A 14,158-nucleotide genomic window follows, 5' to 3' on the forward strand; every position below is an offset into this window, starting at 1 on the left:
ACTCCATGGCATCGATCGGGGGAGCGGTGCGTGAACTGATCGACACCGCTCTGACGGACACGGATCCGGACGGCGCGCTCCGCTGGCAGGCCATCACCCGGCTGCAGGAGCGCGGAGACCAGGAGACGTTCATCGAGGCGCGCAGGCTGTGCGACGGGGAGACGATCAACGAGCGGGTGCTCGGGGTCGACATCCTCGGCCAGCTGGGCCGTCCGGGCAAGTCGTTCGCCGACCAGAGCCTGCCGGTGCTCCGCCGGCTCGCGGCGGGCGAGACCGACGCGATGGTCCTCTACTCCGTGCTGATCGCCTTCGGCCATCTCAAGGACTCCCGGACGCTGCCCTCGGTGATCGCCCTGGCCGAGCACACCGACCCACGGGTGCGGTACGGCGCGGCGTACGCGCTGCCCAACGTGCTCGGCAACCCGCCCGACCAGGCGGGTCTGGCGGCGCTCGGCCGGCTGGTCCACGACACCGACGACGACGTGGCCGACTGGGCGACGCTCGGGCTGGCGCTAACCTCTGGCAGCAAGATCGAGGACATCGGGGGGTAGGTCCTCGATCCTGTCGGTGTCCCACGGGCGCTCGAAGCCGGCGGCGCCGAGCACGCCGTCGAGCACGCCCGCGGTGAACCCCCAGACCAGTAATCCCCTGACCCGGAACGCCGGCCCCGAATAGCCGCTGGGGTGCCGCAGCACGAGCCGGTTGCCGGGATCCACCAGCTCGGCCACCGGGACCCGCTCCACGGACTCCACCTCCTCGGGCGCGGCGGCGTGCACCGCGCAGGGGGTGTGCCACCAGCCCAGCACGGGCGTCACCCGGTTGTCGCTGCGGCGGAGGTACAGCTCCCGCATGGTGCCGACCACACGCACGCCGGACGGGTCGAGCCCGGTCTCCTCCTGCGCCTCGCGCAGCGCGGCCCCCACCGGCCCGTCGTCCTCGGGGTCGATCCCGCCGCCGGGGAACGCGGGCTGGCCCGCGTGCCTGCGGCCGGTGGAGCTGCGCTGGATGAGCAGGATGTCCGGCCCGTGTGCCTCCTCGCCGAACAGCAGCAGGACGGCCGCGCGCCGCCCGCTGCCCTCCTGTGGCCGCATGCCGCGCGGGACGGGCTGGTCGGCGGCCCGCGCCGCCAGGTGGGTGAGCCAGTCGGGAGTCATGAGAACGGCCCTGTCCGCACGAGTTTCGCCGCCTTCGCCTGGTCGATCGGGCCCGTGCCGTGCGAGGGGCACAGGGCGGCCAGCGGGCAGACGCCGCAGGCGGGCGTGCGGGCGTGGCAGATGCGGCGGCCGTGCCAGATCAGCCGGTGGGACATCATGGTCCAGTCGCGTTTGGGGATCAGGTCGCCGACCACGCGCTCGATCTTGACGGGGTCGGTCTCGGTGGTCCAGCCGAACCTGCGGGTGAGCCGCTGGAAGTGCGTGTCCACGGTGATGCCCGGTACGTCGAAGGCGTTGCCGAGCACCACGTTGGCGGTCTTCCTGCCCACGCCGGGGAGCGTGACGAGGTCCTTCAGCCGGCCGGGCACCTCGCCGTGGTAGCGGTCGCAGAGGGCCTGGGCCATACCGAGGATGCTGTTGGTCTTGGCCCGGAAGAAGCCGGTGGAGCGGATGATGCCCTCCAGTTCCTCGCGATCGGCACTCGCATAGTCAGCCGCAGTCCGATATTTCGCGAAAACGACCGGAGTAACCATATTGACCCGTTTGTCCGTACACTGCGCGGAGAGGATCGTGGCGACCAGGAGCTCGAGGGGGTTGGAAAAGTCGAGCTCGCAGTGGGCGTCGGGGTAGGTTTCGGCCAGAATCCGGTTCATTCGCCGTGCACGTCGCACGAGGGCGAGACGGGATTCGGTTGCTTCGCGGGGCACTCGGACAGCCTACGCGGGCAGTCCCCCATGACCCGCCGGGTGGGGTACGTCACAATGGCTGCGTGGATCGCGGGAGCGCGAGCAGACTCATGGAGGCACTGTGAACACCGATGATGTGCTGGGCAAGGCGCCCCTGTTCGCCGCGCTCGACCGCGAGGGCGCCGCCGCGCTGCGCACGAGCATCACGGAGATCGAGCTGACCAAGGGCCGCACCCTGTTCAGCGAGGGCGAAGTGGGCGACCGGCTCTACGTGGTGCTGGAAGGGAAGATCAAACTTTCCCGCACCTCCCCCGACGGCCGCGAGAACCTGCTGAGCGTCCTCGGCCCGAGCGAGATGTTCGGCGAACTGTCCCTCTTCGACCCCCGCCCCCGTACGGCGAGCGCCACGGCCCTCACCGACGTACGGCTGGCCGGTCTCGGCCACGACGACCTTCGTCCCTGGCTCACCGGGCGTCCCGAGGTGGCGTTGCACCTGCTGCGCGCGCTGGCCCAGCGGCTCCGCCGTACCAACGACGTGCTGGCCGACCTGGTGTTCACCGACGTGCCCGGCCGGGTCGCCAAGCAGTTGCTCGACCTGGCCGAACGGTTCGGGCAGCGGGTCGACGACGGCATGCGGGTGCATCACGACCTGACCCAGGAGGAGCTGGCGCAGCTCGTCGGCGCCTCGCGGGAGACCGTGAACAAGGCCCTCGCTGACTTCGCGCAGCGCGGATGGCTGCGCATCGAGGCCAAGGCCGTCGTCATCATGGACCTGGAGCGGCTCTACAACCGCTCCAGGTAGCCGAGCTGGGCCCGTACCGACATCTCCGCGGCGGGCCACAGCGACCGGTCCACGTCCGCGTAGACGATCTCCACGATCTCCTTCGGCGTCCGCGCCCCCGCGGCCCGGGCCCGGCGGATCTGGTCCAGACGCCGCCTGCGGTGGGCGACGTAGCCGTCGAGGACGCCGATCGGGTCGGCCAGCGCCTGTCCGTGGCCGGGCAGCAGCGCCAGCGCGCCGGTCTCCTCGGCCATCGCCCGCAACAGGTCGAGCGTGCGCAGGTAGTCGGCGAGATCGCCGTCGGGGGCGATCACCGTGGTGCCGCCGCCGAGGACGGTGTCGCCGGTGAGGAGCGCCCGATCCTGCGGCAACCAGAAGCACAGCGAGTCGAAGGAGTGCCCCGGCGTGCCCACGACCCGCACCTCCAGGCCGGCCACGTCGATCACGTCGCCGTCGGACAGGCCCTCGCCGCCGAGCCGGTGCCGGGGATCCAGGGCCCGCACCGGAGCGCCGACCAGTTCGGCGAACCTCCTCGCCCCGCCACTGTGATCAGCGTGCCCATGGCTGAGCAGGACCTGCGCGACCCGCCGTCCGTCCAGATGGCTCACAACGCGCCGCAGATGGCCCTCGTCGTCGGGGCCGGGGTCGACCACGAGCACGGTCTGCGCCCCGGGCTCGGCCAGCACCCAGGTGTTGGTGCCGTCCAGGGTCATCGGCGACGCGTTGGGGGCGAGCAGGTTGACCGCGCGTGCCGTACCCGCGCCCTCCGGGCCGTGCACCGGGATCCTCAGGCCGCTCACCGGGGCTCTCCCGCGACCACGCGGAACTCGCCGTCGATCTCGACGACCTCCGGCATCACCATGACGATCTCGCGTTCGGCCGCCAGGATCGACGGGACGCCGTCGTAGGCGGCCAGTTCGGTGAGGGTGTGGCGGGTGGGCGTCATCAGGAAGATCTCGTGCGCCGCCGCCTGGGCGAGCGCGGACGCCGGCCGTACCCACTCGACCTTGTCCGCCTCGCCGCCCACGTCACGGGTGCGCTGGCCCGGAGGCAGCGCGGCGACGAAGAACCGGGTGTCGAACCGCTTGGCCTCGATCCGAGGGGTGATCCAGTGCGCCCACGGACGCAGCAGGTCCGACCGGAGCAGCAGGCCGCGCCGGTCGAGGAAGTCGGCGAACGACAGGCTCTTGTCGATCAGGGCCAGCCGGTCGGCCTCCCAGTCGTCGCCGGTGGTGTCGGCGACCACGGAGTCCGCTCCGGGCCCCGCGAGCAGCACCCCGGACTCCTCGAACGTCTCCCGTACGGCCGCGCACACCAGCCCGCGCGCCGTCGACTCCGCCGCGTGGAAGACCTCCCCCCACTCCGCGGGCGAGGGACCGGTCCAGCCGATCGCGTGGTCGGTGTCGCGCGGGTCCACCGCCCCGCCGGGGAAGACGTAGGCGCCCGCGGCGAAGGCCATGCTCGCCTTGCGGCGGATCAGGTAGACCTCGGGCCCCTCGCGGAGGATGACCACGGTCGCCGCGTCCCTCGGCGGGACGGGCTGGGCCCGCCCTGCCAGGATCGCGCGCGCTCGTTCGCCGAATTCGCCTGGCAGCGGGATCACAGCCATTCACCCTCCATGTCCACGCTAGAACAAGAATCTAGTTCTAGCGTACGGCCCGGCCTCGGCGAACACCGGCACCACGGTCGAGCCGCAACCGACCTCGGCGATCAGCTCCACCACCCACCGCCGACGACAGGGCCCGGGTTCCCCGCCCCTGCGTCAACGGACCTCGGCGATCAGCTCGACCACCACTCACCGCCATCGGGGACAGAGACCGGTCCCCGCCCCTGCGTCAACGGACCTCGGCGATCAGCTCGACCACCACTCACCGCCATCGGGGACAGAGACCGGTCCCCGCTCATGCGTCAACGAACCTCGGCGATCAGCTCGACCTCCACCGGCGCGTCGAGCGGCAGCGCCGCCACCCCGACGGCGCTGCGGGCGTGCCTGCCCGCCTCCCCGAACACCTCGGCGAGCAGTTCGCTGGCGCCATTGATCACCTGCGGCTGGCCGGTGAAAGCGGGATCACTCGCGACGAAGCCCACCACCTTGACGATCCGCACCACCGTCGACAGATCGCCCACCACGGACTTCAGCGCGGCCACCGCGTTCAACGCGCAGATGCCGGCCAGCTCCTTCGCCCGCTCGGCATCGATCTCGGCGCCCACCTTGCCGGTGGCCACCAGCTTGCCGTCGACGAACGGGACCTGGCCGGAGGTGTAGACGTGATCACCCGTGCGCACCGCCGGCACGTAGGCGGCCAGCGGGGCGACGACCTCGGGGAGCGTCAGACCGAGCTCGGCCAGCCGCTGCTCGGGAGTCACGACTTCTCCCGCTTCATGTAGGCCACCAGCTGCTCGGGGTTCGGGCCCGGAACGACCTGCACGAGCTCGTAGCCGTCCTCGCCCCAGTTGTCGAGAATCTGCTTGGTCGCGTGGGTGAGCAGCGGCACCGTGACGTACTCCCATTTCTTCATGGAGTCACATTATCGAGGTGAACGAACTCACATGACGGTCGGCGGGCCCCTGCAAGTAACCGTTCGGTAGCCTCAAAACGTGAGCGCTCGCGACTCGGACTGGGACGGTGTCCGCCTCCACGTCGTCACTGGCAAGGGTGGGACCGGCAAGACCACGGTCGCCGCCTCCCTCGCCCTTGCCCTGGCCGCGGGGGGCCGCAAGGTGTTACTCGTCGAGGTGGAGGGACGCCAGGGCATCGCCCAGATCTTCGACCTGCCGCCGCTGCCGTACGAAGAGCGCAAGATCGCGGTCGCTCCCGGCGGCGGCGACGTCTACGCGCTGGCCATCGACCCCGAGGAGGCGATGCTCGAATACCTGGAGATGTTCTACGGCATGCGCCGCGCGGGGCGGATGCTGACCAAGATGGGCGTGCTCGACTTCGTCACCACGATCGCCCCCGGTTTCCGCGACGTGCTGGTGACGGGCAAGACCAGCGAGGCCGTACGGCGACGCGGCAAGAACGGGAAGCGGCTCTATGACGCGGTCGTCCTGGACGCGCCCCCGACGGGCCGGATCGCCCGGTTCCTCAACGTGACCTCCGAGGTGGCGGGCCTGGCCAGGGTCGGGCCGATCAAGAACCACGCCGATCTGGTGCGCGGGGTGATGGCGTCCCCCGAGACCGCGGTCCACTTCGTGACGCTGCTGGAGGAGATGCCCGTGCAGGAGACCCTCGACGGGATCACCGAGCTCCGCGCGGCGGGGCTCCCACCGGGAGGGATCTTCATCAACATGGTGCGGCCCGCGTTACTGCCGGAGACCTGCCTGCGGGCGGCCCGGCAGGGGCGCTTCGACGTGGGCGAGCTGGCCCTGGGGCTGAAGGCCGCCGGGCTGGCCGACGGGCCCGCGGACGCCACCGCCGTCGCCGAGGCCCTCGGCGCCGAGGTCGCCGAGCACGCCCGCCGTACCGAGTTGGAGGCCCGGGAGCGGGGCACCCTGGAGAAGGCCGGGCGGCACCGCTACGAGCTCCAGCTGCTCGCCGACGGCGTCGACCTCGCGGGACTGTACGAACTGGCCGAGACCATGAACAACCAGGGAGCCGCATGATGGCGAGGAACGTTCCGGTCCTGGAGATCGACGCGATCCTCGACGACTCCCGCACCCGGATCGTGGTGTGCTGCGGCTCCGGGGGCGTCGGCAAGACCACCACCGCCGCCGCGCTGGGGCTGCGCGCCGCCGAGCGCGGCCGTGCCGCCGTGGTGCTGACCGTCGACCCGGCGCGCCGCCTGGCCCAGTCGATGGGGCTCACCGAGCTGGACAACACGCCGCGGCTGGTGGACGGCACCACGGGCGAGGGCACGCTGCACGCGATGATGCTCGACATGAAGCGCACCTTCGATGAGATCATCGAGGCGCATGCGGACCCAGAACGAGCCCGCCAGATCCTGACAAATCCCTTTTATCAGTCGCTGTCGTCCAGCTTCTCCGGGACTCAGGAATACATGGCCATGGAGAAGCTCGGCCAGCTCCGCCGGTCCGGCGAATGGGATCTGATCATCGTCGACACGCCGCCGTCCCGCTCCGCGCTCGACTTCCTCGACGCGCCCGAGCGCCTGGGCAGGTTCCTCGACGGGCGGCTGATCCGGGTGCTGATGGGCCCGGCCAAGGCGGGCGGGCGCAGCGCCTTCAAGCTGCTGAACGCCGGCTTCGGCATCGTCGCGGGCATGCTGACCAAGGTGCTCGGCGCGCAGGTGCTCAAGGACCTGCAGACGTTCGTCTCCGCGCTCGACGCCGTCTTCGGCGGTTTCCGGCAGCGCGCGGACCAGACCTATCGGCTGCTCCAGGCGCCCGGCACCGCGTTCGTCGTCGTCGCCGCGCCCGAACGCGACGCGATGCGGGAGGCGTCCTACTTCGTGGAACGGCTCGCCGAAGAGCGGATGCCGCTCGCCGGCCTCGTGGTCAATCGGGTGCACCTGTCACCGGCCGACGCTCTGTCGGCCGCGCGCAGCACAGCGGCCGCCGAAGACCTGGAGGCCCGCGGCGAACACGAGTTGACCGCCGCCGTGCTGCGGCTGCACGCCGGTCGGATGCAACTCTCGGCTCGCGAGCGACGTGAGCGGGAGCACTTCGCCTCCGCCCACCCGACGGTCCCGCTCACCCTGGTGCCCGCGATGCCGGTAGACGTCCATGATCTAGAAGGTCTGCGTGAGATCGGCGGCCTGCTGGCCGCCCCCTGACGCCGTCCCCCGGGTTAGCCGGCGATCAGCTCATTGGTCCGTTCGTACTCTTCCTTGGCGGTCTCCAGAAGCTCTCGCCAGGAGGTCACCTCTGGACGCCGGCGCAGTAACGCGCGACGCTCCCGCTCGGTCATGCCGCCCCAGACGCCGAACTCGATGCGATTGTCCAGCGCATCAGCCAGGCACTCGGTACGGACCGGGCATCCTCGACAGATGAGCTTCGCCCGGTTCTGGGCGGCACCCTGAACGAACAGTGCGTCAGGATCCGCGCCCCGGCAGGCGGCACGGGAAGTCCAATCCGTGATCCACATTTCGACCCCACTCCCCTTAGGTGGTCAGTCGTCTTGTCGGCCGACGGGCGCGGGCGTCGAGCCTCCTTATTCAGTTGCCGCAGAAGGAGAACGTACGCAACCAGACGTTCGGGCCGACAGTCCCCGGCTGGGTCAATTTCTTGCATGGTCATCTACGGCCATGTGGCCGGGAATGACTAGTCACCCTCTCGCGTAGATCTACGACGAGGCAAAATGGACTTTGAAGCCTGTTTAAGTCATCGTTCCGACGTAGTCTTGTCTCGTGCAAGCTCAAGGCATAGATCATAGATCGGTGGGCGGAAACCTCCTCCGGCTGTTAGTCGCCGCCGGAGCCACCGGAGTCCTCGTCGCCGCCGTGGCGCTGCCCGCGGTGGGCGGAGTGGGGATGACCATCAGGGCCGCCACCGAAGAGCTGCAGTTGACACCCGAGGAGCTGGACGAGCCGCCGCTCCCGGAAAAAACGGTCCTACTCGACAAGAGCGGCAAGCAGTTCGCGCAGTTCTACTTCCAGAATCGCGAGGTGGTGAAGCTCGACGACGTCGCCCCCGTGATGCGCGAGGCCATCGTCGCGATCGAGGACTTCCGCTTCTACGAACACGGCCCGATCGACATCGAGGGCACCGCCCGCGCCCTGATGAAGAACCTTTCGACCGGAGGCGTCACGCAGGGTGGCTCGTCCATCACCCAGCAGTACGTCAAGCTCGTCCTCTTCAACAAGGCCGAGACCAAGGCGGAGCAGGCCGCCGCCATCGAGACGTCCATCTCCCGCAAGCTCAACGAGCTGCGGCACGCGATGGCGATCGAGGAGAAGTACAGCAAGAACCAGATCCTTGAGCGCTACCTCAACATCTCCTACTTCGGCGCCGGCGCCTACGGCATCCAGGCCGCCTCCAAGCGCTTCTTCGACAAGCCCGCCTCCGACCTCACCCTCTCCGAGGCGGCGACGCTGGCGGGAGCCGTACAGAATCCCTCCCGCACCGCCCCCGACGTGGGCAAGGCCAGCCGTGAGCGGCTCCTCGACCGGCGCAACATCGTCCTTGACCGGATGCTCGAGCTCAAGAAGATCAGCACCGAGCAGGCCGCGGCGGCCAAGAAGAAGAAGCTCGGCTGGAAGGCCGTCGAGATCCCCGGCGGCTGCCAGGAGAGCCGTTATCCCTACTTCTGCCTCTACGTGCAGAACGAGGTCCTCACCAACTCGGCGTTCGGCAAGTCCGAGAAGGAGCGCGAGAAGCTGCTCCAGAACGGCGGCCTGACCATCACGACCACGCTCGACACGAAGATGCAGAAGGCGTCCGAGTCGGCGATCAAGGACTACGTGCACGTCGGCGACAAGCCCGTCGCGGCCCAGGCGATGGTCGTGCCGGGCACCGGCGAGATCCGGGCGATGGCCGCGAGCAGGAAGTTCGGCGGCAACACCAAGAAGAAGAAGGACAACAACGAGATCAGTTACAACCTGCCCGCCGACTCCCTGCACGGCGGCGGCGCGGGATTCCAGGCCGGTTCGACCTTCAAGGTCTTCACCCTGCTCACCGCGCTCGACCAGGGCATGAAGATCGACGATGGCCTCAACGCGCCGAGCGGTTACCAGGCGTCCGGCCCCAGTGCCTTCCGTGACTGCGACGGCGACCGGGTCGGCGAGCCCGACCACACGGTCAGCAACTCCAGCGAGGGCGGCGGCGGGTTCAAGAGCCTGGCCACCGGCACCTGGGGCTCGGTCAACACCTTCTTCATGGCCCTGGAGCAGAAGGTCGGGCTCTGCGAGACGGTCACGATGGCCAAGAAGCTCGGCATCAAGCGCGCCGACGGCGGGACCCTGAAGGAGTTCGAGACCTTCACGCTCGGCATCAACGAGATGGACCCGGTCACCGTCTCCAACGCCTACGCGACCATCGCCGCCCGCGGCAACCACTGCCGGCCCATCGCGATCACCGAGGTCCGCGACCGGAACGGCAAGGCGACCGAGCACAAGCCCAAGTGCAAGCAGGTCCTCGACGAGGAGGTCGCCGACGCGGCCAGCCACATCCTGTCCGGCGTCTTCACCAAGGGCACCATGTCAGGCGTGGGCGGCATCGGGCGCGACGCGGCCGGCAAGACGGGCACCACCGACAACTACACCGCCGCCTGGTTCGCCGGCTACACCCCCGACCTCGCCTCCGCCGTCAGCGTCGGCGACCCGCGCGGCGCCTTCGGCAACGACCTGATCGGCGTCACCATCGGCGGAGTCGGCTACTCGTACGTGTACGGCGCCTCGATCGCCGGCCCGATCTGGAAATACTCCATGATCAACGCACTGAAGGGGACCGAGCCCACCTCGTTCCATTCGGTCAACATGTCCCGCTTCGGCGGCTGTAGCACCGGCTGCGCGCCCAAGCCTCCGAAGGAGAAGAACCCGCGCGGGGACGACGACGACCGGGGAGACGACTTCGGCGACTTCGACGACTTCGACGGCGACTTCGGTGACGACGAGAGCGATCCGGGCACCGGCGACATCCCGGACGACTTCTGGGACAACGACCAGGACGAGGTCGGCAATCAGCCGATCACCCCGATCGGCTGACGTCGCGAAAGGTTATCCACAGGCCCGCACAGCCTGTGGACGACCTTTCGCCGCCGCGCCGCCCCTCCCCCGCGGGAGCGGTCGCTCAGCCCGCCAGACGAGCACGTACGGCCTGCGCCACCCTGCCCCCCTCAGCCCGGCCCGCGACCTTCGGGTTGAGCACCTTCATGACCTGGCCCATGGCCCTCGGCCCCTCGGCCCCGCTCTCCGCGACGGCCTCCTCGACGAGCCTGCCGAGCTCCTCGTCGGAGAGCTGCGCCGGCAGGTACTCCTCCAGCACGGCGTGCTCGTCCAGCTCCGCCTTCGCCTGCACCTCCCGGCCGGCGTCCGCGAATGCCTCAGCCGCCTCGCGCCGCTTCTTGGCCTCCCTCATCAGCACCTTGGCGACCTCCTCCTCCGACAGCTCCCGTGCCGCCTTCCCGGAGACCTCCTCGGTGCTGATCGCGGCCAAGGCCATCCGGATCGTCCGGGTACGGATCTCGTCCCGGGCCTTCATGGAGACCGTGAGATCGGTCTTCAACCTGTCTTTCAAAGCGCTCATGCGCACCATCTTGCCGTCTCCCCCGCATCGGTGTATTGCGAGTTACCATCCCCTGGCGTCGTTCTGTTCGTCTTCGCGGGCGTTCGGCACACCTGGTCGGGCATGATGAGTGTGTGAGGAAAGCAGCAGCCATACCCCTGTCCCTGCTCGGGATCGGCATGGCCGGCATCGGTTACGCCACGATCGTGGAGCGCAACTGGTTCCGGCTACGGCGGTTCGACGTGCCCGTGCTCGACCGTGGGCAACGCCCCGTGCGCATTCTCCACCTCACCGACCTTCACCTGACCCCCGGCCGGCGCCGCCTGATCGACTGGGTGCGCTCGCTCAGCGACCTCCAGCCCGACCTGGTCGTCAACACCGGCGACTCGATCGCCCATCCGGAGGCGGTCCCCGCGCTCCTGCGCGCCCTCGAGCCGCTGCTGGCCCGCCCCGGCCTCTTCGTCTACGGCTCCAACGACCTCTACGCCCCCCGGCCGAAGAACCCGGCCCGCTACCTCTGGCGCACGTCCAAGGGCGACAACCAGCAGCACGTCCCCTCCCTCCCCTGGGAGGAGCTCGGCGCCGGGATGGCCGCCGAAGGCTGGCTCGACATGAACAACACCACGGCCCGCGTCAAGGTCGGCGACCTCGACGTGGCGGTCGGCGGCATCCACGACTCCCACATCAACCGCGACCGCTACGACCTCATCGCCGGCCCCGCCCCCAGGGACGCCGACCTCCGGCTCGGCGTCATGCACTCCCCCGAGCCCCGCAACATGTCCCTCTTCGCCGCCGACGGCTACCAGCTGCTCCTCGCCGGCCACACCCATGGCGGCCAGCTCTGCATTCCCTTCTACGGCGCTCTGGTCACCAACTGCGGCATCGACCGCGCCCGCGTCAAGGGCCTGCACCGCCACGAGTCCGCCTACCTGCACGTCTCCGCCGGTCTGGGCACCTCCCCCTTCGCCCCCGCCCGCTTCGCGTGCTTCCCCGAAGCCTCCCTCCTCACCCTTGTCCCCCGCCTCCGTGACGCAAGCACGACCGAAGTCCGCTAGACTTTCCCAAGTACAAGCACCGGGGTGTGGCGCAGCTTGGTAGCGCGCTTCGTTCGGGACGAAGAGGCCGCAGGTTCAAATCCTGTCACCCCGACTCGCTTTCCCGAAGCTAGAGGCCAGTTCCGATTTTCGGAACTGGCCTTCGGCATCTCCTGGGTGACTATCTGCGTGACGCCCTTTACGCGTGGCGGCTGACGACGGTGTAACCGACATCAGTGAAGAATTCCAGGAACTCCGCCAGGGACAGGACGAACGCCCCGGTGTCCGCCTCGGCGGCGAGCGTCCCGTCCAGGTTGGGGGAATTCTTGTGGTGCGGGTTGCTCAGGGCGATGGTCGACGCAGACGTGTCGAGCGTGGGCAGCGCGTTGACCAGGAGCACGCTGTTCGTCGGCGGACTGCCGAGCGCGGGATTGGTCGCGTAATCGGGGCTGGGCGGGGGCGCGCTGAACACCAGGCGGACGGCGCCGACCGCGTACTCGTGCCGGGCGTAGATGTACGGCCGGGATCCCTTCGAGGACAGCGGCGGAGCCAGTGACGCGATGAGTTTGACGACCTGCCGGGCGAAGGGGTCCTTCGTCCCGAGCGGCAGCAGCGCTTCCACGATCTCCGCACACGCCTTCTGGAACCCCAGATGGGACTCCAGGGTGGCGAACGTGTCCTCATCCAGCTTGAGAACGGGCTCGAACAGCTCGGCGACGACGCTGAACTGCGGGGCAAGGGGGCCTTTGTACTGCTTGCCGAGGCCGATCAGTTTCTGGCCGACCCTACGCCAGCTGACGGACGCGGTGGGAATCGCCAGACAGGGGGACAGGCCTGCCGCCTGGTCGTTGAGCATGAGCAGCAGGTTGAACAGTTCCGAGCTGGGCAGGTCGAGTTCCGCGGGCGGTTTGGCGACCGCGTCGCACAGGTTCATCACCCGGACCGAGCGGGTGCGCCGGTGGCGATGGCCGTACAGGCAGGAGAAGATCATTTCGCCGGACTGGCTGCCGTCGCGGATCTTGGCGTAACCGTCGTCCGGCTGGGCGCCGTCGGCGGGAATCATGTTGGCAAACTGGCCGTACTTGCCGGCCAGGGCGGCGAACGCACGCTCGATGATCGGCACCCAGAGGGCGGTCTCCAGTTCGTAGGCCTTCTCCAGGTAGGCGTCGCCGCCGAGCGTCCTGCGCCGCCGACGGACGGGTTCTCCGCACCGCACCCGGAGGCGTGCACCCAGCAGGACATTCTGGTCGTTGTGCGGGAAGATCATTTTCAGCTCGACGGGCTGGGGCACGCGGAACTCCCGGTTCTGGTGGCTGATCGTCCGGGTGAAGGTGACCACGTACTTGTTCTCCCCCTTTCTGATGATCCGCTTGATCTGGTCGGGGTCGTGGTGGGCGATGGCGCCGAGCAGGGCCAGGAAGTAGCAGTCGCCGAGTTCGCCCTGGCACACATCGTCGGCGCTCGGACCGCCGTTCAGCCACAGCCCGTTCTCGGCCGTGAGCAGCACCACGTTCGGCAACTGCGCGTCGGGAATGTCGGTCGGCTGGTCGAGCACCGTGTCCAAATTGTGGACGACCAGTTGGTGGGGCACCTGGCGCCGCGGCAGCTTGACTATGACACCGTTCATGGTCGAGTAGACGTTCGGCGTCTCGAGCACGATCGGCTTGCAGACCGCCTTCGTCTCCTGGTTCAGGGCGACGCCGACCATCAGCGTGAACTGCTCGATGGCGATCTGGTAGTTGCAGGAAAGCTCGTCGTGATCTTGGTCTTCGGCTTCCGAGTCTGTATCGAACCCGTCCACATACGTCTTGACCAGGTCGGCGAACACCGAATTGATCGGGGCGGGAAGATGGGCGATTCCGCTCTTCCTCTCCGCTTTCGGGCGTTCGGCCCACAGCCGCAGCACCGTCGGCCAATAGCCCGAACGATGCTCGGAGGCGAAGTACAGGACGGCGTCCTCGGCCACCTTCCGCGTGGCCCTGACCGACCACAGGCAGGTCTTCAGCTGGTCGAGGTGGGCCTGGATGCGCTGGCGCAGGTATTCCTTTCCGGCGCGTTCGCCGGTCAGCTCCGTGAGGGCGAGCTCCGCCTTGTCGTAATGGGTGGCGAACACCCCCGGACTCGTGACGTCCTGGATCTCCGACACGGATCCGGCGGCGACCAGGTCGGTCACCACGGCCTCGTCGGTGGACGAGACCACATCGGCCGCCTTCACGGTGCCGTTCTCGTTGCCGATCCTGATTCGGACCGTTCCATTTTCCGCGTTCGGCGCACCGTCGGCGAAGGTGAAGGGGGTGCCGGCGGGGATTATTTTTGGGGGTTTGTCACCATCAGGGTGGAATTCGGATTCTTTGATGAACTTTCCGTCCACAAGCCGCTCCA

15 protein-coding genes and 1 tRNA gene are annotated in these 14,158 nt (G+C 68.8%); 7 read left to right on the forward strand and 9 right to left on the reverse strand.

Annotated features, from left to right (window positions below; translation table 11 throughout):
* Positions 1 to 5: 5 nt before the first annotated feature.
* A complete protein-coding gene (locus MBA17_RS18420) occupies positions 6 to 551 on the forward strand; it encodes a HEAT repeat domain-containing protein (RefSeq protein ID WP_238497725.1) in 546 nt (181 codons plus the stop codon).
* Here MBA17_RS18420 and MBA17_RS18425 read toward each other — a convergent pair.
* Both MBA17_RS18425 and nth read right to left on the reverse strand, forming a co-directional pair.
* Entirely contained in the window at positions 513 to 1,154 is a 642-nt protein-coding gene (locus tag MBA17_RS18425; protein ID WP_238497726.1) for an NUDIX hydrolase, read from the reverse strand. The genes MBA17_RS18420 and MBA17_RS18425 overlap by 39 nt on opposite strands.
* Entirely contained in the window at positions 1,151 to 1,807 is a 657-nt protein-coding gene (gene nth, locus MBA17_RS18430; protein WP_238497727.1) for an endonuclease III, read from the reverse strand. The genes MBA17_RS18425 and nth overlap by 4 nt, the downstream gene beginning before the upstream one ends.
* Before the next feature lie 154 nt (positions 1,808 to 1,961).
* Between nth and MBA17_RS18435 the strand changes: the two genes are divergently transcribed.
* Positions 1,962 to 2,642 (forward strand): Crp/Fnr family transcriptional regulator, encoded by a 681-nt coding sequence (locus MBA17_RS18435; protein ID WP_238497728.1) that lies wholly within the window; start codon positions 1,962 to 1,964, stop codon positions 2,640 to 2,642.
* Here the strand turns inward: MBA17_RS18435 and MBA17_RS18440 are convergent.
* From MBA17_RS18440 to MBA17_RS18455, 4 genes are all read right to left on the reverse strand, one after another.
* Positions 2,624 to 3,421 carry an MBL fold metallo-hydrolase gene (locus MBA17_RS18440; protein WP_238497729.1) on the reverse strand — a complete coding sequence of 266 codons (798 nt, stop codon included), beginning with the start codon at positions 3,419 to 3,421 and terminating at the stop codon, positions 2,624 to 2,626. The two genes, MBA17_RS18435 and MBA17_RS18440, sit on opposite strands and share 19 nt — an antisense overlap.
* Positions 3,418 to 4,230: an NUDIX hydrolase gene (locus MBA17_RS18445; RefSeq protein ID WP_238497730.1), complete on the reverse strand. Its 813-nt coding sequence runs from the start codon at positions 4,228 to 4,230 to the stop codon at positions 3,418 to 3,420. Before MBA17_RS18445 ends, MBA17_RS18440 begins: the two co-directional genes overlap by 4 nt.
* A gap of 299 nt (positions 4,231 to 4,529) precedes the next feature.
* Positions 4,530 to 4,988, reverse strand: a complete 459-nt coding sequence (locus MBA17_RS18450; protein WP_238497731.1) for a RidA family protein — start codon at positions 4,986 to 4,988, stop codon at positions 4,530 to 4,532.
* Complete coding sequence (locus tag MBA17_RS18455) at positions 4,985 to 5,140, reverse strand: Sp36 family protein (RefSeq protein WP_238497732.1); 156 nt, start codon at positions 5,138 to 5,140, stop codon at positions 4,985 to 4,987. The genes MBA17_RS18450 and MBA17_RS18455 overlap by 4 nt, the downstream gene beginning before the upstream one ends.
* 79 nt (positions 5,141 to 5,219) lie before the next feature.
* Here MBA17_RS18455 and bagA point away from each other — a divergent pair, with 79 nt between their 5' ends.
* Together bagA and bagB are read left to right on the forward strand one after the other, a co-directional pair.
* On the forward strand, positions 5,220 to 6,224 hold the full coding sequence (gene bagA, locus MBA17_RS18460) for an ATPase BagA (protein WP_238497733.1): 1,005 nt from the start codon (positions 5,220 to 5,222) through the stop codon (positions 6,222 to 6,224).
* Positions 6,224 to 7,354 carry an ATPase BagB gene (gene bagB, locus MBA17_RS18465; protein ID WP_238497734.1) on the forward strand — a complete coding sequence of 377 codons (1,131 nt, stop codon included), beginning with the start codon at positions 6,224 to 6,226 and terminating at the stop codon, positions 7,352 to 7,354. The genes bagA and bagB overlap by 1 nt, the downstream gene beginning before the upstream one ends.
* 14 nt (positions 7,355 to 7,368) lie before the next feature.
* Here the strand turns inward: bagB and MBA17_RS18470 are convergent, their stop codons facing one another.
* The gene (locus MBA17_RS18470; RefSeq protein WP_238497735.1) at positions 7,369 to 7,665 is read right to left on the reverse strand and encodes a WhiB family transcriptional regulator; all 297 of its coding nucleotides are present in this window, start codon (positions 7,663 to 7,665) and stop codon (positions 7,369 to 7,371) included.
* Positions 7,666 to 7,957: 292 nt separating this feature from the next.
* Between MBA17_RS18470 and MBA17_RS18475 the strand changes: the two genes are divergently transcribed.
* Entirely contained in the window at positions 7,958 to 10,222 is a 2,265-nt protein-coding gene (locus MBA17_RS18475) for a transglycosylase domain-containing protein (RefSeq protein ID WP_455432789.1), read from the forward strand.
* A gap of 85 nt (positions 10,223 to 10,307) precedes the next feature.
* Here MBA17_RS18475 and MBA17_RS18480 read toward each other — a convergent pair whose 3' ends face one another.
* A complete protein-coding gene (locus tag MBA17_RS18480) occupies positions 10,308 to 10,763 on the reverse strand; it encodes a GatB/YqeY domain-containing protein (protein WP_238497736.1) in 456 nt (151 codons plus the stop codon).
* A 158-nt stretch (positions 10,764 to 10,921) separates the two neighbouring features.
* Between MBA17_RS18480 and MBA17_RS18485 the strand changes: the two genes are divergently transcribed.
* Positions 10,922 to 11,797: a metallophosphoesterase gene (locus MBA17_RS18485; RefSeq protein ID WP_274385650.1), complete on the forward strand. Its 876-nt coding sequence runs from the start codon at positions 10,922 to 10,924 to the stop codon at positions 11,795 to 11,797.
* Between the two features lie 20 nt (positions 11,798 to 11,817).
* Positions 11,818 to 11,891, forward strand: a tRNA-Pro gene (locus MBA17_RS18490).
* An 84-nt stretch (positions 11,892 to 11,975) separates the two neighbouring features.
* On the opposite strand, the gene MBA17_RS18495 is transcribed toward MBA17_RS18490, so the two are convergent.
* Positions 11,976 to 14,147 carry a C2 family cysteine protease gene (locus MBA17_RS18495; RefSeq protein WP_238497738.1) on the reverse strand — a complete coding sequence of 724 codons (2,172 nt, stop codon included), beginning with the start codon at positions 14,145 to 14,147 and terminating at the stop codon, positions 11,976 to 11,978.
* Between the last annotated feature and the right edge of the window lie 11 nt (positions 14,148 to 14,158).

The sequence above is a fragment of the Dolomitihabitans soli genome (assembly GCF_022213955.1).
GTDB lineage: Bacteria > Actinomycetota > Actinomycetes > Streptosporangiales > Streptosporangiaceae > Streptosporangium_A > Streptosporangium_A soli.

Bases quoted from the DNA above. Each gene is read 5' to 3' on its own strand.
- MBA17_RS18480 (WP_238497736.1), bottom strand. From the start codon at position 10,763: ATGAGCGCTTTGAAAGACAGGTTGAAGACCGATCTCACGGTCTCCATG.
- nth (WP_238497727.1), bottom strand. From the start codon at position 1,807: ATGAACCGGATTCTGGCCGAAACCTACCCCGACGCCCACTGCGAGCTC.
- MBA17_RS18420 (WP_238497725.1), top strand. From the start codon at position 6: ATGGCATCGATCGGGGGAGCGGTGCGTGAACTGATCGACACCGCTCTG.
- MBA17_RS18455 (WP_238497732.1), bottom strand. From the start codon at position 5,140: ATGAAGAAATGGGAGTACGTCACGGTGCCGCTGCTCACCCACGCGACC.
- MBA17_RS18445 (WP_238497730.1), bottom strand. From the start codon at position 4,230: ATGGCTGTGATCCCGCTGCCAGGCGAATTCGGCGAACGAGCGCGCGCG.
- bagB (WP_238497734.1), top strand. From the start codon at position 6,224: ATGGCGAGGAACGTTCCGGTCCTGGAGATCGACGCGATCCTCGACGAC.
- MBA17_RS18470 (WP_238497735.1), bottom strand. From the start codon at position 7,665: ATGTGGATCACGGATTGGACTTCCCGTGCCGCCTGCCGGGGCGCGGAT.
- MBA17_RS18485 (WP_274385650.1), top strand. From the start codon at position 10,922: ATGGCCGGCATCGGTTACGCCACGATCGTGGAGCGCAACTGGTTCCGG.
- MBA17_RS18425 (WP_238497726.1), bottom strand. From the start codon at position 1,154: ATGACTCCCGACTGGCTCACCCACCTGGCGGCGCGGGCCGCCGACCAG.